The 23,806-nt window shown below is 41.0% G+C and carries 15 protein-coding genes, 2 tRNA genes and 1 other RNA gene; 8 read left to right on the top strand and 10 right to left on the bottom strand.

Going from position 1 to position 23,806, the window contains the following annotated elements:
• Positions 1 to 151: 151 nt before the first annotated feature.
• The 3 genes from trpB to LH29_RS06370 all read right to left on the bottom strand — a co-directional run bounded on the left by trpB (position 152) and on the right by LH29_RS06370 (position 4,548).
• Positions 152 to 1,360 carry a tryptophan synthase subunit beta gene (gene trpB / locus LH29_RS06360; RefSeq protein WP_045026896.1) on the bottom strand — a complete coding sequence of 403 codons (1,209 nt, stop codon included), beginning with the start codon at positions 1,358 to 1,360 and terminating at the stop codon, positions 152 to 154.
• A 225-nt stretch (positions 1,361 to 1,585) separates the two neighbouring features.
• Positions 1,586 to 3,250, bottom strand: coding sequence for an AMP-binding protein (locus LH29_RS06365; RefSeq protein WP_045026898.1), 1,665 nt, complete (start codon positions 3,248 to 3,250; stop codon positions 1,586 to 1,588).
• A gap of 86 nt (positions 3,251 to 3,336) precedes the next feature.
• Positions 3,337 to 4,548 (bottom strand): S-adenosylmethionine:tRNA ribosyltransferase-isomerase, encoded by a 1,212-nt coding sequence (locus tag LH29_RS06370; protein WP_157493587.1) that lies wholly within the window; start codon positions 4,546 to 4,548, stop codon positions 3,337 to 3,339.
• A gap of 186 nt (positions 4,549 to 4,734) precedes the next feature.
• Between LH29_RS06370 and LH29_RS06375 the strand changes: the two genes are divergently transcribed.
• The 3 genes from LH29_RS06375 to rnpB all read left to right on the top strand — a co-directional run bounded on the left by LH29_RS06375 (position 4,735) and on the right by rnpB (position 6,713).
• Positions 4,735 to 5,775: a DUF2027 domain-containing protein gene (locus tag LH29_RS06375; protein ID WP_045026904.1), complete on the top strand. Its 1,041-nt coding sequence runs from the start codon at positions 4,735 to 4,737 to the stop codon at positions 5,773 to 5,775.
• A gap of 97 nt (positions 5,776 to 5,872) precedes the next feature.
• Entirely contained in the window at positions 5,873 to 6,235 is a 363-nt protein-coding gene (locus LH29_RS06380) for a four helix bundle protein (protein WP_045026907.1), read from the top strand.
• A gap of 66 nt (positions 6,236 to 6,301) precedes the next feature.
• An RNA gene (gene rnpB, locus LH29_RS23765) (RNase P RNA component class A) lies at positions 6,302 to 6,713 on the top strand.
• A gap of 175 nt (positions 6,714 to 6,888) precedes the next feature.
• Here the strand turns inward: rnpB and LH29_RS06385 are convergent.
• The 7 genes from LH29_RS06385 to LH29_RS06415 form a co-directional block, all read right to left on the bottom strand.
• Entirely contained in the window at positions 6,889 to 8,703 is a 1,815-nt protein-coding gene (locus tag LH29_RS06385; RefSeq protein ID WP_045026910.1) for a rhamnogalacturonan lyase, read from the bottom strand.
• Positions 8,704 to 9,067: 364 nt separating this feature from the next.
• Positions 9,068 to 9,628, bottom strand: a complete 561-nt coding sequence (locus LH29_RS06390) for a fused DSP-PTPase phosphatase/NAD kinase-like protein (RefSeq protein ID WP_045026912.1) — start codon at positions 9,626 to 9,628, stop codon at positions 9,068 to 9,070.
• A 147-nt stretch (positions 9,629 to 9,775) separates the two neighbouring features.
• Entirely contained in the window at positions 9,776 to 11,089 is a 1,314-nt protein-coding gene (locus LH29_RS06395) for a class I SAM-dependent methyltransferase (RefSeq protein ID WP_045026915.1), read from the bottom strand.
• Between the two features lie 119 nt (positions 11,090 to 11,208).
• Positions 11,209 to 12,261: an NAD-dependent epimerase gene (locus LH29_RS06400; protein WP_045026917.1), complete on the bottom strand. Its 1,053-nt coding sequence runs from the start codon at positions 12,259 to 12,261 to the stop codon at positions 11,209 to 11,211.
• A 9-nt stretch (positions 12,262 to 12,270) separates the two neighbouring features.
• The gene (gene cysN, locus LH29_RS06405) at positions 12,271 to 14,199 is read right to left on the bottom strand and encodes a sulfate adenylyltransferase subunit CysN (RefSeq protein ID WP_045026920.1); all 1,929 of its coding nucleotides are present in this window, start codon (positions 14,197 to 14,199) and stop codon (positions 12,271 to 12,273) included.
• Positions 14,200 to 14,278: 79 nt separating this feature from the next.
• Positions 14,279 to 15,187: a sulfate adenylyltransferase subunit CysD gene (gene cysD, locus LH29_RS06410; RefSeq protein WP_045026923.1), complete on the bottom strand. Its 909-nt coding sequence runs from the start codon at positions 15,185 to 15,187 to the stop codon at positions 14,279 to 14,281.
• A 224-nt stretch (positions 15,188 to 15,411) separates the two neighbouring features.
• Complete coding sequence (locus LH29_RS06415) at positions 15,412 to 17,220, bottom strand: SLC13 family permease (RefSeq protein ID WP_045026925.1); 1,809 nt, start codon at positions 17,218 to 17,220, stop codon at positions 15,412 to 15,414.
• 316 nt (positions 17,221 to 17,536) lie between these two features.
• On the opposite strand from LH29_RS06415, the gene LH29_RS06420 reads away from it, so the two are divergent.
• From LH29_RS06420 to LH29_RS06445, 5 genes are all read left to right on the top strand, one after another.
• Positions 17,537 to 17,612 (top strand) — tRNA-Lys (locus LH29_RS06420).
• Between the two features lie 375 nt (positions 17,613 to 17,987).
• Positions 17,988 to 18,063 (top strand) — tRNA-Lys (locus LH29_RS06425).
• Between the two features lie 652 nt (positions 18,064 to 18,715).
• Positions 18,716 to 19,297 carry an RNA polymerase sigma factor gene (locus LH29_RS06435; protein ID WP_045026931.1) on the top strand — a complete coding sequence of 194 codons (582 nt, stop codon included), beginning with the start codon at positions 18,716 to 18,718 and terminating at the stop codon, positions 19,295 to 19,297.
• Between the two features lie 64 nt (positions 19,298 to 19,361).
• Complete coding sequence (locus LH29_RS06440; protein WP_045026934.1) at positions 19,362 to 20,354, top strand: FecR family protein; 993 nt, start codon at positions 19,362 to 19,364, stop codon at positions 20,352 to 20,354.
• Between the two features lie 216 nt (positions 20,355 to 20,570).
• Positions 20,571 to 23,795: a SusC/RagA family TonB-linked outer membrane protein gene (locus LH29_RS06445; protein ID WP_198152355.1), complete on the top strand. Its 3,225-nt coding sequence runs from the start codon at positions 20,571 to 20,573 to the stop codon at positions 23,793 to 23,795.
• The last annotated feature ends 11 nt before the right edge of the window (positions 23,796 to 23,806 follow it).

Below are 23,806 nucleotides of genomic sequence, written 5' to 3' on the forward strand. Positions count from 1 at the left end.
TAGCCTGTCACTGATGTGCTAAATCCCATAACATCGGAAAGGTTCAGATGGCTTACACGTGACTCTTGATCAATCATTAAAAGTTAGCTGTTCAAAACAGAAAGTCCCACTCAAACGAGCAGGACTTTGTATGGTATATGTGAGTAATATATTACGCGTTATCTTCTGGTAAACCATATTTCTCAACAACAAAGTCGATGTCTTTGTCGCCACGGCCACTCAGGTTAATCAGAATTGATTGTTGCTGGTTTTCTTTGGCCAGTTTTAACCCGTAAGCTACAGCGTGTGCACTTTCCAACGCCGGAATAATTCCTTCCAAACGACTTAACTCGTAAAAGGCGTCGATGGTTTCAGCGTCGTCGGCAACACCGTAATTTACTTTGCCCATATCTTTTAGCATACTGTGCTCCGGTCCAACACCCGGATAATCCAATCCGCTGGCCACCGAATACACCGGAGCAGGTTCGCCTTTTTCATCCTGCAAGGTGTAGCATTTAAAACCGTGAATAATGCCCGGCTTTCCGAAAGTTATTGTGCTGGCATGGTCGCCCAGTTTTGTTCCTATTCCTCCCGGCTCAACACCGTGTAACAGGGTATCTTCAAGATCGAGGAAGCCCGAGAACATTCCCATGGCATTACTTCCGCCACCAACACAAGCTACTACGTGATCGGGATTTTCGCCGGTCATTTCATAGAATTGTTCCTGTGCTTCAATTCCAACAACCCGCTGGAAATCGCGAACCATCATCGGGAAAGGGTGCGGTCCAACCACAGAACCAATACAGTAGATGGTATTTATTGGATCTTTTAAATACGATTCGAAAGCCGAATCAACAGCTTCTTTCAACGTTTTTAAACCGTGAGAAACAGGAACTACTTCGGCTCCCAGGATTTTCATACGCACCACATTCGGGTGCTCTTTGGCCATGTCAACTTCTCCCATGTGGATTTCGCACTCCAAGCCAAAATAGGCTGCTGCAGTTGCCAGTGCCACACCGTGTTGTCCGGCGCCGGTTTCGGCAATCAGTTTCTTTTTACCCAGGTGCTTGGCCAGTAACGCCTCGCCCATACAGTGGTTAAGTTTGTGCGCTCCCGAGTGGTTCAGGTCTTCGCGTTTCAGGTAAATGCGGCCTCCGTATTTTGTCGACAAATTCTGGCAGTAATAAACCGGTGTTGGTCGTCCCTGAAAGTGTTTGCGAATGCTGCGTAATTCAGAAATAAAATTATGCGATTTGCTGATGCTGTGGTAAGCATTGGTAATGTTATCCATTTCTTTTTGCAAATCGGGTGGAATAAACGAACCACCATATTCCTTGAAAAATCCCTCTTTGTTCGGGTATTGCTTGAAATAATCAGTCATAAGTTTTTTGAATTTTTAAATGAACCCACGAATGTAAAGTTTTATCTCTTTGGGTCGATTCTAAATAAGGTATCTGAAATAAATTTTTAGTGAATTGACAACGGATTGTGCCGTTCTGAAAGGACTAAACGTAAATAACCGTGTGTGAAACGCACGGAAGTAGATGGCGTATAAGTTTCAGCCCTGAAAGGGTTGAATAAATTACCACTATCGGTAAACTCCTGTTTAGTGATACAGGTAACGTTTGATTTTTTGAGTAGCCGTTTTTATAAAAGGGGTAGGGTGCGAAATAAAATCCTGAATTTTAGAAAACTTGTTCACCCGCGAATTGATATATTGTTTTAATTCGACACTTAACTCTTCAATTTTTTCATCTACGTGATGAGTGATTTCATCCATTTTGTCTCCAAGTTCAGAACGCATTTCTTTCACTTTTTGCTCCAGTTCCTCACGGTTAAAATGAACCAGCGCCACGAGTTTTCCTTTTTTCTGAACCACAATCGATTCCACCACATGTCTGAAATTGTTGATGATCGATTCAATTTCCTCAGGATAGATATTTTCGCCGTTGGCACCAACGATCATATTTTTTAACCGGCCTTTGTGGCTTAACCAGCCGTCTTTATCAAAAACACCAAGGTCGCCGGTTTTAAACCAGCCATCTTCGGTTAATACGCGTTGTGTTTCTTCCGGATTCTTGTAGTAGCCCAACATCACATTCGGCCCTTTTGTCCATATTTCGCCTTCGCCGGTTACCGGATTCGGATCATGTATCTTTACTTCGCTGTTGATCACCTTTGGGCCAATGGCACGGAAACGTGTTGTTGTCGGATTCGATCCTGCCACAAGCGGAGCAGTTTCGGTTAAGCCATAACCAATAGCATACGGAAATTTGGCATCGCGCAGAAAACGTTCCACTTTGCCATCGAGTTTTGCACCACCAATGCCAAAAAACTCAAGACGGCCACCAAAAGTTTCCATCAGTTTTTTCCCTGCCAATCGGTGAACCAACTTTCGTGTTGGTTTAAAACGATGTAATAATCGTGTCACCGCTTTTTTGTTAATGCCGGGAATAATGCTGTTTCTGTACACTTTTTCGATGATCATCGGAACCGTAAGCATAATGTGCGGCCGCACCGATTTTAACGCCGGAAGCAAAACACTTGCTGTTGGCGGTTTGTGCAAATAGGTTACACTGGCACCTTTGTAAATGGCCAGCAAAAATCCGATAGTATTTTCGTAAGTATGCGATAAGGGCAGAACCGATAAAAACCTGAACTCTTCACGAATCTCCTGAACAGCCGCCGACTGAACTACATTCGCCAAAATATTTTTTTGCGATAACATTACACCTTTCGAGTTTCCGGTGGTGCCGGAGGTGTAAATCAATACCGCCAGCTCATTTTCTTTTGGCTGATAGGCTTTGTCGCTGCTTGCTTTTTCATCGAAAACCACCGACTTGTCTTCAGCATTTAAAAGGCTAAAATCGTCGATCTTTACGAGAACATCCAGCGTTGATGCGTCAGCATCGTTCAATTTATATTGCAGGCTTGAAGAGATAAACATAGCTTTCGACTCGGAATGTTTGATCACATTCTCCAGTTCCACCGGACTAAAATCGGGAAGAACAGGAACAGCAACAATTCCGGAGCATTGCAGGGCAAAATACACAACTCCCCAGTTGGGCATATTCTGGCTGTAGATAATCACCTTGTCGCCCTCGCCAATGCCAAGTTTTTCCAAAAATGCCTGAACAGCGGAGATTTTTCTCCCCATTTCTGCGTAGGTCAGGTAGTCGCCATCAATAAAGCCCAATGCTTCATTGTTCGCATAGTTTTTTACTGACTCGGAAATAAAGGAGGAAAAGCTGTCGATTTTATCTCTCTGCATAGTAGCACAAATATGGTTAAAGTTCGCTTTTATGCAAATATTTCGTCTTAAAAAATGTTAGCGTAAAAGCTTTACTCAAAGGTAGTTTATTTAAGGTAGAGATTGCTGTCGCCGTAACTTAAAAAGCGGAAGTCGTTGGCCAACGCATAATCGTAAACTTCTTTCCACTTGTTGCCCAGAAATGCGCTGATTAGCAATAATAGCGTACTTTGTGGCTGGTGAAAGTTGGTGAACATTCCGCTGATCAGTTTAAAATCATAACCCGGCAGAATAATGATCTGCGTAGAAAAACGAATGGCTTTTTCGTTGTTCTCAACCAGAAAATAAATGATATTCTGCAAAGCTTTTTCAATTGAAATCTTTGCGTCGTTTTCGTATGGTTCCCATTGTTTTACCTCGGGATGAAACGGATTGAACCGTTGTTCTTCCAGTTGCAGGCCAATCCAGTACAAACTTTCGAGTGAGCGCACCGAAGTGGTTCCCACCGCAATAATGTTTTTGGGATTTTCCACAAACGAACGCAAAATATCTATCGGGATGATCACCTGTTCGTGGTGCATGGTATGCCCCTCAATGGTTTCCGATTTTACGGGCTGAAAGGTGCCGGCTCCCACATGCAGGGTAATTTCGTTGGTGGTAATGTTTTTATCCGCCAGTTGGGCAATTACCGGATCGGTAAAATGCAAACCCGCTGTTGGTGCTGCCACCGAACCATCAATTTTTGCATATACAGTTTGATAGCTTTCCTCGTCGCTTTCTTCGGTGTCGCGGTTCAGGTAAGGAGGAATGGGCAATTGTCCGATGTGTTCGATGATCTCGGAGAAGTGTACGCCGCCGTTCCACACAAACCGGATATGAAACGAATTGCCTTCCTGTCCTATTTTGGCCGCAGTCAGCTCTATGACTTGCCCATCGATTTTAAAAGTCTGACTCAGGAAACCTTCCTTCCATTTTTTTGAGTTGCCCACCATACATTTCCAGGTTACTTCTTCGGTTTCCTGAAAAGCTACCTGGTAATCGGCCGGTTCAACAGGCTCCAGACAAAAGATCTCGATTTTGGCACCTGTTTCTTTGTAAAAAAACAAACGGGCATGAATAACGCGGGTATTGTTAAAAACCAGCTGCGTTTCTTCCGGAAGGTAATTGGCGCAGTTTTCAAAAATATCCTGTGTTATTGTACCGTTCTGCCTGACAAGCAACTTCGATTTATCGCGCTCAGTAAGCGGGTATTTGGCAATGCGCTCGTCGGGCAGGTTATAAGTGTAATCGCTAATCTTTATGTCTTTGTATCTGTTCAAAACAATTGTCTTTTAGGACTGCAAAAGTAAGAATTTCTTTTTTGTTGTAATCAAAGTGGTAGTGAGGGCTGAAGCCCTTCCTGAAGTCAGCTTTTTTTCCCCGGGCTTCGTAATGGTGCTTCCCAAACGGGCTTTAGCCCTTAATGATAAATATTAATGCTACTTTTGCAGGAAAGTAAGAAAGTCATGATAAAAGTAGGCGATAAGGTTAAGTTTTTAAACGATGTTGGCGGTGGTGTAGTAACCGGTTTTGTAAATAAAAATACGGTAAATGTTGAAGGCGATGATGGTTTTGAAGTGCCTTGCCTGATAAGAGAGCTGGTGAATGTAAGTGCACCTGAGCTGAATGTTAGCAGTACTGCCCGCTCACAACAGGAAACGCCGGCAGCAGTGCAGCCCGAACCGGAATTCATCGAGCCGAAAGGCGAAATCATTAACGGCAAAAATGCGGCAGAATTTTATTTCTGTTTTGTTCCTACAAATCCAAAAAATCCGCTGTCGGGAGAGATTGAATTGTATTTGGTTAACGACAGCAATTATACGGTGCTGTTCAATTATTCCTATATAAAAACCGATGGTGTTGAGGCCATAAAACAAGGTTCGGTTCGTTCGAATTCAAGAGAAAAGATTGACGCTTTGGTACAGGAGGATTTTAGCGATTTGCCTGATTTTGGGTTTCAGCTGATTTATTTCCGCGAAACTGAAAGCGAATGGAACCAGCCAATGGTAAAGAAGTTCAGGGTAAACCCGGTGAAGTTTTATAAAGAATCGACTTTCCGCGAAAATTCATATTTCAAAAAGAATGCTTTGGTTTTGAAGATTACATCTGATACCTTTCAGACTGAGTTGGACAAATTAACGCAGGATGATTTCAAAAAAGTGGTTAAGGCAAAAGAATCTGTTGAAGCGCCAAAACGAAAGGAACGAAAACGCAATGCCGAAGAAATGGTGATCGATTTGCATATTACCGAGCTGCTCGACGAATCGGAAGGTTTGAGTAACCGCGAAATTCTGGATATACAAATGGATGCCGTTGAATCGGAAATGAACCTGGCCATTAAAAACCATACGAAACGAGTTGTATTTATCCATGGTGTAGGGCAGGGCATTTTAAAACAGGAGGTAACCAACCTGCTGAAACGCAAATTCAAAAAATACTATTTCCAGGACGCTTCGTTTAAGGAGTATGGCTATGGAGCAACTATGGTTATTCTGAGGAAAGGATGATTGATCAAGGATTAAGGATGAATTATAAAGATGAATGATTAGGGATTATTGGGGAGATTATGTAATTTGTTAGTGTAATCACCAAAAAACTTTAATCATGAACAAAGAAAACGACCTCAAACAAAGAACTAAAAGCTTTTGCATAGATTGTATTCGTTTAGCGGAAAGCTTGCCGAATACTTATTTGGGAAAACATATTCAAGGACAATTAATAAGAAGTTCATCGTCGGTGGCAGCAAACTACAGAGCCGCTAAATTGGCACAATCGACAGCTGCATTTGTTTCAAAAATCAGCATTGTAATTGAAGAAGCTGATGAATCATTATTCTGGCTTGAATTAATTGATAATCTGAAATTGTTCAATTCTGAACAACGAGATATCCTTGAAAAGGAGGCTTCAGAACTTGTTGCTATTTTTGTTTCATCGCGTAAAAAGTTGCATCAACGTAAATTCAATTAATCCTTTCAATTCATGCTTTTTATTCATCCTTTATCAATTATCCTTAATCGTTTTACTACTTTTGTGCCGGCAAGCCGCTTTATCGGGCTGACGATTACTGTCAGTCAGGAAAGTCCGGGCAACGCAGGGCGCCGTGCTTCCTAGCGGGAAGATCTTTGAAAGGGGATAGCAACGTAACAGAAAATAACCACCTTGTTGTGGCGTGTCCACGGCAGGGAACGGGTGAAAAGGTGCGGTAAAAGCGCACCGGTGGAGGTGGCAACATCACCAGCCGTACGTCTTACGGGTTGCAAAGCCATGTATATCCAAAGTGTATGCCGCTGTTGCGGTACAGCGAAACGGCCCGTTTTGCTCTCAACGCACAAGAGACTTTGGAGGGGTAGGCTGCAGGATCCCGGCAGTGATGTCGGGACTAGATAAATGATAAAGGTCCGTCTTTTGACGGATACAGGACCCGGCTTACAGGCTTGCCTTTTTAATGAAACTCAGGATTTGGAATCCGTCGGTAGACGGAGAACCAAATTCTGTTAGTTGAATTAATCCCGATAACAAAGTTCATCGGGATATTATAACTCAGCGGGTGACTGGTTATTTTTAACTTTAGTCACCCGTTGTGTTTTAACTCATACCCATTTCATCTAATCCAAAGCCTTTTATTTCATTCCTTCTCCCAGGAAAAACCCCGGAACAGGAGGTTGGTTATAAGCAACATTTTGCCACGAAATTGCGATTCGGTATTGCAGATCCTGCATTAATGTTACCATACGATAATTACTTGGAATGGTGGTTGAATAAATCCTAAGTTTCTGATTATCGCGTGTGCGCCAAATCACTTCTTCTCTCCAGTCGCCCCATAAATCAGCACTTAGCACAGGAGTAGATTTTGTCCCGTTATTTGAGGTGCACTCCGGATCGGTAAACAACAACTCTTCTTTTTTGTTTTCCCAATCCCATTTGGTTATCCTGTTACTGGTCAATAATTCACGCAGCAGATCGCCATCCCACCAAATGGCAAAGTTGCATGTTTGGGGAGCATTGCCTAGTTCCTTTCCCTGCGCTGAGTACAAAGTGCCAATATTTGACCAAAGTTCGCAGCCCGGGTAGTTGGGATCGATATCGGCAGCGCAGGCACGGCCTTCATCCTGCCCGGGATTATGACCAAAAATAATTTCTCCTGTCCGTGCATCATATAAAGCCTCTCCAAAACCATTTTCATATCCTTTCACGGGTACTTCGTTTTCATGCATACCCCATACTTCCTGTCCCGGCCGTGTTGGATCAATATCAGTTACATACATTGCATCGCCGTGTCGAAGTCCTGTTGTATACATTCCTGAACCATTGTCGTCAACAGCCATCGCGCCATAAATAATCTCATCTTTTCCGTCGTAATCCACATCGGCGACTGAGATACCATGATTTCCCTGCCCGGAATAAAGTTCCAGTCCCGGATCGGCACTATTAAATACCCAGCGCTGGGTTAATTCTCCCTCTCGCCAGTCCCAGGCTGCCAGAACCGATTTCCCATAATACCCGCGACACATCACCACACTGGGTAATTCCCTATCGAGGTATGCTACTGTTGCCAAAAAACGATCCGATCGGTTGGCTGTATTGTCATTACCTCCGTTGCCTCCAACGCCTCCCCAATCATCCAGATTTCCTCTTGCCGGTACATAATTGGTCGTAGCAAGTGCTGAACCTGTCCGTCCGTCGAAAATGGTAAAATATTCCGGGCCGGTAACAATCTTGCCAAATGTTCTGCTTTGTTGGTCCCGGTCGACCCAGTCGGCTTTTGAATCACCAATAACAGTTCCCGTTCCGTCAATGGTACCATCGGCTGTTTTCATGGCGACTTCGGCCCGGCCATCGCCATCAAGGTCATAAACAATAAACTGGGTATAGTGGGCTCCTTCGCGAATATTTTTCCCCAGATTGATTGTCCAGAGAAGGGTGCCGTCCATTTTGTAGGCGTGGAATATGGGGTCGGTGGTAATACCTAAATGCGAATTATCAGCACCTCGTCCTGTCATGTGAACAAGCAGGTCATAATGACCGTCGCCGTCAAGATCGCCCACCGAGGCATCGTTGGGGGAGTAGCCATCCGGGGTTTGCAAAGAAATTTCCCAATAAGGTGCCTGCCATACTTTACAGGAAGCAATCGACCGTTTATTTTCGGCTCCGTTTAAAAATTCTATCAATTCGTAGGTTGATCCTTCTATTGCGTCGACATCGGTATAGTTTGTCGTTTTTATCGGAGAAGAATTGATCTTTTCTCCGTTCCTGTAAAGATTAAAGGCAATCTGTTCGGGATCGGAATTTAACAGACGCCAGCTTAAAAATACTGAATTTTGTTCGGCCGGAATGGCTACCAAAGCCCTGTCCAGCTTTTCCATTACTTGTTGTGCCCTCGCGTTTGATAATCCAGTAATCAATAGAAGAAGAATGAGTAAGGTGTTCTTTATCATTTGCTTGTGTTATTTTGTTGCCATCGAATGCATACCAATATCACAATTATTTATGAGAAAAACATTTTTGGGAATGGTTTCATTTTATTGTCGAAACAAAAAGTATAAAATCGCTATGGCTTTTTTATCCTTTGGCACCGGAAAGCCCCTTTATCGTTCCTGACGATAAATGTCAGGATTGACAGGACCCGGCTTACAGGCTTGCCTTTTTTTAATGAAACTCAGGATTTGGAATCCGTCGGTAGACGGAGAACCAAATTCTGTTAGTTGAATTAATCCCGATAACGAAGTTCATCGGGATATCAATATTCATCGGGTGACTGTTTGTTTTTAACTTTAGTCACCCGATGAATTGTTTTTATGCTTATTTTAATTTCCAGTCAACCTCGTCTTTAAGCAAATATTCCAACGGAAACGAAAACTTGATCTGCTCACCAAATGCTATGGCATCTGCCAGTTTGTAGCCTTTGTATTCAACCAGGTAAGCCATCATAAAATAAGTAACCCGGCCGGCACTTCCACAATGAATTAATACCTTTTTGTATTTGCCATCCAGAGCTTCTGCAAATTTCTCCAGGTTTTCGGGCGTATAACCATCGTATCCTGCAACGGGCAGCGAAATGTATTTCATTTTCAGTTTGGCAACCATTTCTTCTTCGTTAAAGGCTTCCTCTGCAAAATCCTCGTTTTCATCATCTGTACGAAGATTGATCACCAAATCAACCCCCTGTTCTTTTAACCACTCAAAAGTTTCGAGATTGGGCTGACCGCTAAAAAACATGTTGTCGCTTTTATACAGGTTGGGCGCAATATCGAGCTCTTCAATCTCGGGAACTCCCTTTTTCTGAAGTGTTGAAGCATATGCAAATGGCGCATTAAAAAGAAGTATTACATAACTAAAAAGTAGCAGGGTAAACGTTTTCATGAGATAGAATTTAAGATTATCTCATAAAATTAGTAATCCGGAACCTCAATTCTGTTAATGAAGTGTTATTGCTTGTTAACGAGGTTAAAAACAAAAGTTCCGATTCTGCTCTGCGCGTTTTTTTAAGGAGCGTCTAAACTTTTGTAGTTACAATTGATGTTTTAGTTCAACAAAAAGTGAATAGTAAAACGGATCGGCATTGGTCATGCTTGCCATATAAAGATCAGCTTCGGAAACAATTGTTTTAAATTCGTTCCATTTTACGGCTTCGGCAAAGGTGTCAACGGCATCATTCCAAAGTGTGTTGGCATACAGAATTTTGTCGCTGTAGTACATCTCTATTTTTTTGGCCGTTGAATCGTCGTTTTGTGATTTGGCGAGCTCTCTTTTTAAGGATTCGATACCGGAATAGTACTGGCACAAAACGATAGAACCACCCTCTGTGAGCATGCTTTTGGCCTTGTCGATAATTTTCTTTTTGTCGGTAAAATTGAAATAGAACAACACATAATTCATTAGTACTACATCGTACTTTTTTCCGGGTTCATATTGAAAAAAATCGTCGTTAATGATTTCCACATTCTCTGCATTGGCAAATTTATCATTGGTGTCGGCAAATACTTTGGGATTTTTCTCGATACCCGTAATAAATGCTTCCGGGAAATTCTGCTGCACCACTTCCACATAATTGCCATATCCACAGCCTAAATCAAACAGGTTTATGGCACTGTTGCCTTTGGTGATGTTGCGTAAATAATCAAGAAAACGAAATTGGGTGAAATTATGGAAAGCATTCTGACCCGATTCCGTGTAATAAGCCTCATCAAAAGGACTCTCTATCTTTTGAGGTATTCTTAAATCAACCAGGTGATAAAGTGTTTCGCTCAGTCTGACTTCGTAATCCAGTTTTCGCTCTGTTATCAGGCTTTCCCATATCTCACTTTCCTTTCCTTTAATCGATTGAAAGTTGTACCCGGGGTTATTGTATTTCTGCACCAGATCGCGCACAAATCGAAAATCAATAATTAATTGTTTTTCTTTGCGGCTCAGCGATTTATAGGATAAGTTCCCGTCGTTTCGAATCAGTTTGCTTATCCTGTCATTTTCCAGGAGCGAGTTATAGTCTTTGTTGATTTCCATTTTATTTCCCGAAAATGATAGAATTCCGAAGTGAATCAGGAATTCGGTAAGCGATGTGCTGATTCTGTCTTTGTAATCAACGTCAGCCATTTTCTGTATACCGGGATTTTTAAGCTCAATATCCCGATTATTTGCTAAAACATACAAACCAATTGCCCGAAGGTAGTTGAGCATCTTTTCAAAATAATCGAGTTTGCAGGCTGTGGTATTGGGTTTGAATAAGCGGGTGGCATTAACAAGTAGGCGTTGGGTAAGATTCAAGGAAACAGGATCCGTTGATTGTTGGTGCGATGCGAAATCAATTTGCTTGTTGTTGATCATTGTTTGCTGGTTTGATAGGTGTAGAAGAATGAACCCTGTATGATTTCTCCTTCTTTAATTTATCAAATTGTCTAATTTAAAAAAGATCGGGGCGCGATTTTAATTCGTGCCCCGGCCTTTTATTTGAAGTAGGATTTGTACCACTTCACAAACTCGCCAATCCCTTCCGCCAGCGGCGTGTCGGGTGAGTAGCCAAAGTCGTTTTCCAGCGCACTTACATCGGCGTAGGTTTTGTACACATCGCCGGGTTGCATATCGTGGTATTCTTTAACGGCTTCCTGTCCCAGTGCTTTTTCAATGGTCTCGATAAAGTCCAAGAGTTTCACCGGGCTTGAATTACCAATGTTATGCACTTTGTAAGGAGCAACCACCCCGCCCTCCGGGCACCCCTCCTGCGAGGAGGGGAAACTCGAGCTCTGTGGCGGTGCGTTCAATATTTTAGTGATTCCCTCAACAATATCGTCGATATAGGTAAAGTCGCGGTACAAATCGCCATGGTTAAATATCTTAATGGCATCTCCGGCTAGGATATTCTTTGTGAACGAGAAGTAGGCCATATCCGGTCGTCCCCATGGTCCGTAAACCGTAAAAAAGCGCAATCCTGTAGTAGGGATACCAAACAAATGACTGTAGGTATGTGCCATCAATTCGTTGCTCTTTTTGGTAGCCGCGTATAAACTCACCGGGTTATCCACCGCATCATCAACCGACAGCGGCATTTTTGCACTGTTGCCATACACACTCGACGAGCTGGCGTAAACCAGGTGCTGAATGTTATTGTGGCGGCATGCTTCAAGGATATTGATAAAACCTACAATGTTACTGTCGATATAAGCCCGAGGATTTTCGATGCTGTAACGCACACCGGCCTGAGCAGCCAGGTTGCAAACCATATCGAACTTTTCGGTTTCGAAAAGCTGATCGATTTGCTCGCGGTCTTCCAGGTTCATCCGAACAAAGGAATATGCCGGATTTTTTGTACTGACAACCTTTTTATGCCAGTTTTCAGCCTCCCCGGAAATACCTGCTTCGGCCAAACGGGCATATTTCAGCTCGGTTGAATAGTAGTTATTGATATTATCGATACCAACAACTTCAACGCCTTGCTCCAATAACTTATTGGCAAGGTGAAAACCGATAAATCCTGCAGTGCCCGTTACCAGTATTTTCATTTCAAATTCCTAGTGGTTAGGAAATACTTTGTTTATTGCTAAGTAATCCAAAATAGCATCCAGGTTTTCTTCGTTTTGCTCCGGTTTGAAAACCAGTTTTGCGTTGTTTGGTGCTTCGTATTCCAGATCTACACCCGGCAAACCACTTGTTTTTCCTTGCTCAAGCATTTCGTACAGTTCAGGTTTATTGTTTTTGCAATATTCCAGATCTGCATCCATGTAGAATAGGTGAAAACGGTCTTTGCCAATTATCTCTGCCACCTGGTTGCGCAACGATTCGTTACGAGAGATGTACGAAGCAATGGTGATAATTCCCTGGTCGTTCAGCATTTTACAAATGTGTGCCACACGACGCAGGTTCTCTGCTCTGTCGGCAGGAGAGAAGTCCAATTCACGACTTAATCCTGATCGTACTGAACTACCGTCGATCAATACCACTGCAGCACCGTTGTCGAACAGTTTTTTCTCCAGACTAAAAGCCAGTTCGTTTTTACCCGAACCATGCAGACCGGTAATCCAAATGGTTTCACCTTTCTGGTTGTACTTCTGTACGTATTCTTCCGGTTTGATCAGCGCTTCACCCAAGGCAATTTTAGCCTTATCCACATCAGTAATACGCGAAGGCAAGCTGCTACTGCCCAGTTTATCGATGATCATACCCACCGCTACGGTGTTATGCGTTACGGGGTCGATTAAAATAAACGAACCGGTTTGATGGTTCTTTTTATACGGATCGAAGTAAAGTGGCTTGGTAGTGGTAATTACCACACGGCCAATTTCATTCAGCTTGAATTTTTCGATGTTCGATTTCTCAAGCGTGTTTACATCCACTTTGTATTTAATTTCGTCGATACGGGCCTTTGTATTGTTGTTGGCATGTTTGATGTAAAACTGAGTGGAAAGATTCATATCAGTTTCATCCATCCAAACCAGCATGGCCTCAAACTGACGCTCTACACGTGGCAGGTTATCAGGATGAACCAACATATCGCCACGCGAAATATCAATCTCATCTTCCAGCGTAACGGTTACCGATTGTGGTGGGAAAGCATAATCCAGTTCCCCTTCGTAAGTAACGATTTTCTCTACTTTCGATTTTTTCATCGAAGGCAGCACCATTACTTCATCGCCTTTTTTTATGATACCTGAAGCTACAGAAGTTGAGAACCCACGGAATTTAATATCGGGGCGCAATACATACTGAACCGGGAAACGCAGGTCGTCGAAGTTACGGTCGGAACTTACATGAACGTTCTCCAAAAACTCCAGCAGACAAGGACCATGGTACCAATCCATATTCTCGCCTTTATCTACTACATTGTCGCCTTTTAATGCCGACAGCGGGATAAAGTTTACATCAGGTATATCCAATTGGGTAACAAACGCTTTGTAATCGGCTTTAATTTCCTCAAAACGTTCCTGTTTGTAATCGGCCAGGTCCATTTTGTTAATGGCCACCACCACGTGTTTAATTCCCAGAAGGTTGGCCAAATAGGTGTGGCGTTTGGTCTGGGTAATTACTCCGTAGCGAGCATCTATAAGAATAATGGCCAGGTTGGCAGTCGATCCACCGGTAATCATGTTACGGGTGTACTGCTCGTGTCCCGGAGTATCTGCGATAATAAATTTACGCTTGGCAGTTGAGAAGTAGCGGTAAGCAACGTCGATGGTAATTCCCTGCTCGCGCTCGGCTTTCAAACCATCGAGCAACAAGGCATAGTCAATTTCCTCACCGGCATGGCCGATACGTTTACTGTCGCGGTGCAAAGCTTCAAGCTGATCTTCGTAAAGCATTTTACTGTCAGCCATCAGGCGTCCGATTAGCGTTGATTTGCCATCGTCAACCGATCCTGCAGTCAGTAAGCGTAATAAATCCTTTTTCTGGTCTTGATCCAGAAACTCTTGTATGTTAAGTTTTTTTGTAGTCATCTTTTTGATACTTGATGTTTGATACTAGATGCTGGATGCTTGATTCTGGATACTCGATCGATCAAGAATCCGGAATCCGGTATCCAGTCTAGAAATACCCTTCTCTTTTTTTCTGTTCCATACTTGCTTCCTGGTCGAAGTCGATAACACGAGTTGTACGTTCCGAAACGGTAACGGTCATCATTTCTTCCACAATTTTCTCGATGGTATCAGCTTCCGATTCAATAGCACCGGTAAGCGGGTAACATCCCAGCGTACGGAAACGTACCATGCGCATTTCTGCTTTGTCGCGCAATTCTTTTGGCATACGTTCGTCGTCTACCATAACAAGGGTGCCATCCATTTCAACCACCGGGCGCTCTTTGGCGTAATACAGCGGAACGATCGGGATATTTTCCAAACGAATGTACTGCCAGATGTCCAGCTCAGTCCAGTTCGAGATAGGGAACACACGAATGGATTCACCTTTCTGAACGCGGCTGTTATAGATATTCCAAAGCTCAGGACGCTGGTTTTTGGGATCCCACTGATGGAATTTATCACGGAACGAGAAAATACGTTCTTTCGCACGTGATTTTTCCTCATCACGACGGGCACCACCAAAGGCAGCATCAAATTTGTATTTATTCAGACCTGCCAGCAGCGCCTGTGTTTTCATAATGTCGGTGTGTACTTTACTTCCGTGAGTAAACGGACCAACGCCACTTTCAAAACCTTCTTTGTTGTAATGAACGATCAGATCCCAGCCTTTTTCTTTCGCATAGCTGTCGCGGAAATCGATCATTTCCTGGAATTTCCATTTCGAGTCGATGTGCATCAACGGAAACGGAACTTTACCGGGATAAAAAGCTTTTTCGGCCAGGCGAACCATCACTGATGAGTCTTTCCCGATGGAATAAAGCATTACTGGATTTTCGAACTCGGCTGCCACCTCGCGGATGATGTGGATGGCTTCTGCCTCCAGTTCGCGAAGGTTGGTTAATGAATAATTATCCATTCTTTTCTATTTTAGTTTTTACAGCCCGGTATGATTACTTTTTTGGGTATGTTGCTGATATCTACCAATAGTAGGCTGTAGCTGTATTAATTTCGTACTCTTATTTTCAAACGAATGCAAATATAGAATTTTATTCCGGTTGGCTTAAGGAATGAAGGGTTTTGTCCGGTGATCGATTTCTTTCTTAAGAATGAATTTAAATAAGGGGCAGAATGAAGTAAGAACTAGAAGCTCCAGAAATACGGAATAAGTAACATCGACAAAATAAATGCGATTAAATTCAGCGGAAGACCAATTTTTAAATAGTCGCGGAATTTGTAGTTGCCAATAGCCTGAATAATCAGGTTTGTTTGATAGCCGATTGGAGTTGAGAAACTTGCTGATGCCGCGATGGCTATGGTTACAAAAAATGGTTTCGGATCGACATTTAGCTGTTGAGATGCCGCGAGTGCAATCGGAAATACAAGTGCCGCTGCAGCATTATTGGTAATGATTTCGGTAAAAATAGCTGTAATAATATAAAGTGCCGCCATTACTCCGATAGGACCAAATCCTTTTGAGAAGTTAATGGTTGTTCGCGCAATGGCTTCGGCGGCACCGGAATTTTGCATGGCTTTACTTAGGGCAAAAGCACATGCAATGGTAATTAGTACATCCCAACTGACAGCCTTTGTGTATTTCTGATGAGGCATAATTTTTAACCAAATCAATAACATCGCTGCAATTGAGGCAAAGAAAAACATGTCGAGTGTAACACCATCGGGTGATGAGATAAATTTGCCGATTGTTGTTCCCACAACCATACCGATAAGAATGATAAAGGCAAGCCACTTTTTCCAAAAAGTACCTGTACTTCGGTAATCGCGGATGTACGAGGTGAGCAAAAAGATTTTTGAATCGCCCCAGTTTTCGATAAATTTTTCGGTGGTAAGTAAAACAAGGTTGTCGCCGGTTTTCAGGTGTAACTTGTCTTTATTGCTGGTAATGCGCTCCCCGTTGCGGTGTATGGCAAGCACCACCGCCTGGTAGTGATCGTAAAAGTTAAACTCGTGAATATTTTTACCAATTGCCGGAAAACGCGGAGATAAAACAGCCTCGTATTGTTTCAGGTTTTCCTTGGGTACATTCTTAATCAGGTCGATGCCACTTAGCTTTACATTTGAATTCGCAAGGATGTAATTTAAACGATCAGATTTTCCGGCTACCAGCAGAATATCGTCAGCCATAAGTTTAAACGAACCTTTTTTCGTTTCAATAATATTTCCGTCGCGGTTAATGGTTTGAATGATCAGGCCTTTTAACTCCTTCATTCGGCCATTTTTTACTTCAAGGCCAATCAGGTTGCTGTTTTCGGTAATAATAATGTCGTAATGGTAATCCTTGTATTCTGTTGAGCTTTTTGAGTTGAAAAATATTTTCTCGCCGGGAAGTAGCCTGTTACTAAAAACAGTCATGTAAATAGTACCGGCTATGGCAATAAACCCGCCAATTTTTGCCAGTTCAAACATACTAAAACCTTCGTGTCCGTTCTCCAGAATTAAACCGTGCACCACAAGGTTGGTAGATGTACCGATAAGTGTGCACATTCCACCAAAAATGGTAGCGTACGAAAGTGGTATCAGAAATTTCTTTGATGAGAGGTTAAGGTTCTCCGACCATCTTTTAATGATAGGCGCAAAAATAATAACCACCGGTGTATTGTTCAGAAAAGCAGAGAGCACCGAAACAGGAAGCATAATTTGCGGAATCAGCGAAACCATTTTTCTTCTTTTTCGGGGCAGATAGGTTTGTGCCAGTCGGTTTAGTATACCAGATTGTCGTATTCCTTCGCTTACTATAAAAAGAATACCAATGGTAATCATTCCCTTGTTTGAAAAGCCGGCCAGCATCTCCTTATCGGTAATCGCTCCCGTTGCCATAAGTATAATTGCGGAAGAAAAAAAGATAAGGCCTGGGCGCATCAATTCTTTTGCCAGGGCAATTATGGTTATCAAAACAATAGCCAGTACAATATATCCTTCGGTACTAATCAAATTGATGCGGTATTAAGTTGTTGCTCTGTTCAAACTTAGTTTTCAAGAAAAATCAAAACTAATATTTAAATTTTTTCTCATCAAATAAATCTTCTGAAATAAAATTGGCCTTAAAACCAAATGTGTTGTAAGTTGTTGTAAACGTGGGGAAAGCCCTTGTAATGAGAGCTGAAAATATGTGTGGTGCGGGTAAGTGTTGTTGGCCGGAAGTGACGAAATTTTAATTTTTTTGAAAAAAATAGCTTTGTGATTTGTGTGAAAAAAAATAATGATTACTTTTGCACCCGCCTTTGAGAAACAAAGGTACTATAAGGATGACTCAGTAGCTCAGTTGGTAGAGCACATCCCTTTTAAGGATGGGGTCCTGGGTTCGAGCCCCAGCTGAGTCACCAAGTCGGAAATCATTCCGAATCGAAAGCGCTTAAATCGTTGATTTAGGCGCTTTTTTATTTTGCGAAATTGGCGGGATTGAACGACAACGGTGAAGAGCCTTTGGGTATTCATTTTGATTTTGCCGGAAAAGGTGAATGATAAGCCGTTTTCTACCAGTCTGAAATTTCTTTAATGTACGTGATTTAAAAAATGTATTTGATTGTTTGAGTGCATTTTTTTTGATTTGCAGAATTGCTTCTTTCCCAGATTATTCGCTGGTAAGAAAGATGCATATTTGATGTGAAAGTCCAGCGGTTGCTGCTACATTATTTGTATGAAAAAAAATAATGGTTACTTTTGCATCCGCCTTTGAAAAACAAAGGTATTATAAGGATGACTCAGTAGCTCAGTTGGTAGAGCACATCCCTTTTAAGGATGGGGTCCTGGGTTCGAGCCCCAGCTGAGTCACCAAGTCGGAAGTTGTTCCGAATCGAAAGCGCTTAAATCGTTGATTTAGGCGCTTTTTTATTTTGTGGTAATTCAAAGTGAGTCAAAAAACACCAAAAAAAAAGGGGACTAAATCGAGACCCATCCATTTTTGGCTTAAAAATAGGTGTCTTTTTTGTAACTATTTGATATTCATGATTTAATTTGGTTTGAATTCGTCTCGTTTGCTGTTGTGAAACGGCACTTGTTGGGGGAATTTTATCCAAATAGAGACCTGAAGAGACCTTAAAATTCAAAAATTTAGGAGTTATGAGAGTCAGAATTAATCTGTTGTACTCTGTCATGAGCTCGACTCCATTTTTTAATCGCATTTAATTCAGGTGTTTGTAACGACAGTAATAACGTGGTTCCCGAATTGTAGGCCGCCTATTATATCTTAATCAATGAACTTACTTCAATAAGATTAAGAAAGATTATTTTGGTGATCCAACAACAACAAACCTTAATGTTATTGGATTAATTAAATTTTGTTATTACACGCTGTGCTATTTGCATAATCTAGTCACAACTAAAAAGTTGTTGATAAACCTTATGTTTATGAGTCCCCGGATTTTCAAAGATACGATATCGACTTTCATGAAATAATTTCTATGTTTGTATGACTTAACTAACTAAAATGCCTGATAAAATAAACCTGGATAAAATAATACCTGAACTTTCAAAAGATAACGAAGAGCCGCTTGAGGAATTATTCAACTATTACTATCCACGTTTATATAATTTTTCCCGATCGATTTTAAAAATTGAAGATGGTATTGATGATATTCTGCAAGAAGTTTTTGTAAAAATTTGGCAAAACCGTGATGGCATTAAAAATACAGCCACATTTAATTCTTATATATTCACCATCACCCGAAACCTTTTATTAAACGAACTGAGAAGCCGTTTAAACAAGCAAAGCACAAAAGAGGAAATCAGTAAACTTTCTGTTGCTCCTGAATATTCGTTAATGGAGCAGATTGAATACACGGATTTGAAAGAAAAGGTGGACCATATTGTAAATGAACTTCCCCAACGGCAGAAGGAAATTTTTATTTTAAGCCGAACCGAAGGTTTATCGCACAAAGAAATTGCAGAAAAACTTAAAATCTCTACAAAAACAGTCGAATATCATATCGCGCTGGCAGTAAGGTTTTTAAAAGATGAATTAAAAGGATTCGGACTGGTTTCTTTACTCTATTTTTATCTTTTTTTCTAATTTTTCACCTTTTTTACTAGGGATAAACCTTTTTGCTGTGTATTAAATAATAGTAAAGCACAACATGAAGAATTTATTCAAAAAATATTATCACTCGATATTACGTCCCAACGAATTTTCAGAGGTCTCTGATTTTATAAAAGACAAAAAAAATGAGACTGTCGTTGTAAGCCTGATGAAACCTTATTGGGACAAAGAAATAAATGAAGCGGAAGTTTCTCCTAAAACAAATCCTGCTCTTCTTGAGCGAATAAAAGAAACCATTTTGCTTGAAAAACAAATGGCCGCACAACGTAAAATGAATATTTACATGTGGGGATTTCGGGTAGCAGCGGTTTTAGTAGTTGCATTACTGCTAAGTAATATTTTATTTTTTCAGAAATCGGCGAAAAATCAATTTGCAGAAACTCTGCAAACCATTACAACTCCCCATGGAGCAAAAACAAACATCACTTTACCCGATGGTTCATCAGTTTGGTTAAATTCTGGATCAACACTTTCATATCCCGCAAAATTCAGGAAAGACAGACCGGTAACCCTGGTGGGCGAAGCGTATTTTGAGGTTGTAAAAAATGATAAGCCATTTTTAGTAACTACAGTATATGGAGATGTGGAAGTAAAGGGGACTTCATTTAATGTTCAAGCTTATAACGATGACGATGCGTTTGCGACAACATTGGAAGAAGGAATTGTTGCCTTTAGGGTAAAAGATACAGAACATGGTGTTACGCTAAACCCTGGCGAGCAGTTAGTAAAAACAGACAAGGGATTTACTGTACAAGAGGTGGAAACAAAATACTATACCTCCTGGAAAGAAGGTAAACTAATATTCAACAGAGAACCATTCCCAAGCTTTATCAAAAAGCTAGAACGCTGGTACAATGTTAAGATTGAATATAGCGATGAAAAGTTGAATGATTTGTGGTATACCGGTACAATTGAAATGGAAAGTATTAGTGAGGTAATGGAAATGATTAGTAAGGCAGCCCCGGTTACCTATAGTTTCGATAACAAGACTCGTGTTTTTACAATAAAATCAGCAATGACTAACCAATAAGAGAATAAAAAAATCAGAACAAATAAAATTCTGCTTATGATATAAAAATATCCTGCTCAACTACCAGGTAAAAAAAGAAGCAAGAACTCGTACTTCTCACTTCTTTCATGTAGTTGATAAATAATTGTAGTTACTTAATCAAACCAGTTCAAAATTATGGAAAAAAAACGAAGTATCCATGGTCTAAGTCCGTGTGTATTGCAAATGCTTAAAATTATGAAGCTAACTATTTTCTTGATGCTGATAACCTTTGTTGGAGTATTCGCATCTGAGACCTATTCGCAAACTACTAAACTATCGTTAAAGGTAGACGAAATTAGCCTTGAAGATTTCCTTATTAAAATTGAAAATCAGAGTGAATTTCGCTTCTTCTACACCGGAAATATTGATGTGGAACATAGAGTTTCCGGTAAATTTAAGAATCAAAAGATCACTGAAGTCTTAGACGACATTAAAGATGAAGTAGGTATTCAGTACGAGGTAATGGGACGTCAAATTATCCTTTCACCCATTGATTCTGAAAAAACGTTTAAAAGTATTCAGCAACAAAAATCCATAACAGGAATCGTAACCGACGCTAATGGAGACCCGTTACCAGGTGTAACTGTGTTAATAAAAGGTTCGACTCAGGGTACTGTTACCAATGCAGCTGGCCAGTATACTTTAGCCGATATTCCTGAAAGTGCTACCCTGCAATTTTCGTTTATTGGCATGAAAACAGAGGAAATAATTGTTGGTAAAAAAAGCACTATTAATCTAACTATGGAGCCCGATGCAGTTGGGCTTGACGAAATTGTTGTTGTTGGTTACGGATCTATCAAAAAAAGTGACCTTGTTGGATCGGTAGCCAGTGTTGATGTTCAGGAAGCAATATCCATCCCAACAACAAATGTGTCGGAGATGTTAAGAGGTAGAGCTGCCGGTGTTCAGGTGAGTTTGGCAGATGCCCGACCCGGAGGAAATTCAAATATCATTATTAGGGGTAAGGTATCTATCGATGGTGGCAATGAACCGCTCATTATTGTAGATGGAATACCTTACGACAATATAAATGATGTTGCTTCGGAAGACGTAAAAAACATTGAAATATTAAAAGACGCATCTTCTCAGGCTATTTATGGTGCCCGCGCTGCCAATGGTGTAATATTAATTACAACAAAAAGAGGGAAACCCGGCGAATTTAAAGTGAACTATCATGGTTATGTAACAATGCAGTCGTTAACAAAGAATTTTGATCTATACACCGGCGAAGAGTTTGCTCAATTAAGAAGAGAAGCGCAGCGCACAGATAATGACGACGAATACAGACCTGACGAGGACATTTTTAACGAATTCGAATTGCAAACGCTTCAAGATAAAAAATACGTAGATTGGGAAGATCTAATCTTGCAGGATGCATACATTACAAGTCATTCGCTAAATTTCTCCGGAGGCGGAAAAAACACGCGGATTTTTTCAAGTTTGAATTATTTTCTTCAGGATGGATTGATTCCAACTTCCGGATATGAAAGAGGAAATATAAAGGTTAATATTGATCAAAGGATCAACGATAAGTTGAATTTTCAAATCAATACTAACTTTCAAACCAACAAACAGGATATCGAAAGTAACTCACTCGACTTCATAAGTATTTCGCCTTTGGCAAAACCATACGATGAAAATGGTAACCTGAATAAGTATCCTTTGGGTACCGGATCGCAAATGGTTAATCCTCTTTGGAATATCGAGGAGTCTACCAATGAAGTTAGCACACAGTTGGTTGATATCAATATTGTGGCGAATTACAATTTCTCGCCGTCTCTTTCCTATAAATTGAACACTTTTTTAAGAAACAGAAATGCAGAGCAAGGCATATATCGCACAAGCAAACATTCCTCAGGAGATGATGGAATTAACGGAAGAGGTGTTTTAGGTACAAAAAAGTTTAGAGAATTTTTAATTGAAAATATAATAAACTACAATCCGACAATAAGCAAAAAACATAAACTTGATTTTACTTTTGTTCAAGCCGTAAATCAACGAAATAATTGGGAAAAATCAATTACAAAAGAAAACTTCACAAATGACTATTTGGGATTCAATGGGAATGCCTCTGTTCTTGCTGATGCTACAAGAGATGTGAGTGAAAGAAAAATGTTGTCGTTTATGGGGCGTGCAAGATACAATGCTTTAGATCGCTATCTATTTACATTTACCGCAAGAGCTGATGCATCCTCCGTTTTTGCAGAAAACAATAAATGGGGATTTTTCCCGGCAGCAGCAGTTGCATGGAAAGTGCACGAGGAATCGTTTTTGAAAGAAAGCGAAGCTGTAAATATGTTAAAATTAAGGCTTAGTTATGGAGATACCGGTAACGAAGGTATTAAACCTAGCCAATCGTTAGGAGTAGCCGGTTACTTACCCTATGTTTTTGGAGGCGTAGCTACCGGCGGTAATGCCGCCCTCACAAGGTTACCAAACCCTGAGCTGAAATGGGAAACAACAACATCGTTAAACCTTGGTGTTGATTTTGGAATCCTGAATAATTTGTTTATTGGTACAATAGAATGGTACAAGTCTAACACACACGACCTTCTTCTTGATCGAATATTATCAGGAGTTTCAGGGTATTCAGTTACACGGTTTAATATTGGAGAAGTTGAAAATAAAGGACTTGAACTAACACTCGATGCCAATGTCATTCGGAATAGAGAGTTTACTTTGTCGCTGGGTACAACGTGGTCAACCAATGATAACAAGATACTTGAATTGGATGGAAGTGTTGACGAAAATGGTGAGCCACTCGACTTTGTAACTCAAGGATTATTTATTGGAGAGCCCATCGACAATATTCGAAATTATGTATTTGATGGTATCTTTCAGGAAGACGACGATTTCGAGAATTCTGCTCAGCCAGATGCGCAACCTGGTTTTATTCGGGTTAAGGATATCAATGAAGATGGCAACATTGGTCAGGAAGATTTAGTGATTTTCAGAAAAACTCCTGATTGGTATAGTTCAGTATACCTTACCATGAAATATAAAGGCTTTGATTTATTTGCTGATGTTTATATAGTTGAAGGTGCCACCAGAATGAACAGCTACTTGTCTGACTGGGACAAAGGAGCCACGCTTCAAGGTGTAAGAAATGGTATTAAAGTCGATTATTATTTACCTGAAAAACCATCCAATCTATTTCCCCGACCCAACATTGGTGCTCCCGGATTCCTGTCTTCAGCAGCAATTAAAGATGCATCCTACGTAAGGCTAAGGACGCTTTCCTTAGGGTATACTATTTCAGCCTCCAGTATTTCTAAAATTGGTCTGGAATCAGCGAAGTTTTATGTTACAGGAACAAACCTGCTCACATTTACCGATTATAAATCGTATAGCCCGGAAAATAACGCAGGTGCTTTCCCCGATGCTAAAGGGATTACAGTTGGAGTTAAACTAGGATTTTAAAAAATGAATGT

It is taken from the genome of Draconibacterium sediminis (assembly GCF_000949475.1).
GTDB classification, from domain to species: domain Bacteria; phylum Bacteroidota; class Bacteroidia; order Bacteroidales; family Prolixibacteraceae; genus Draconibacterium; species Draconibacterium sediminis.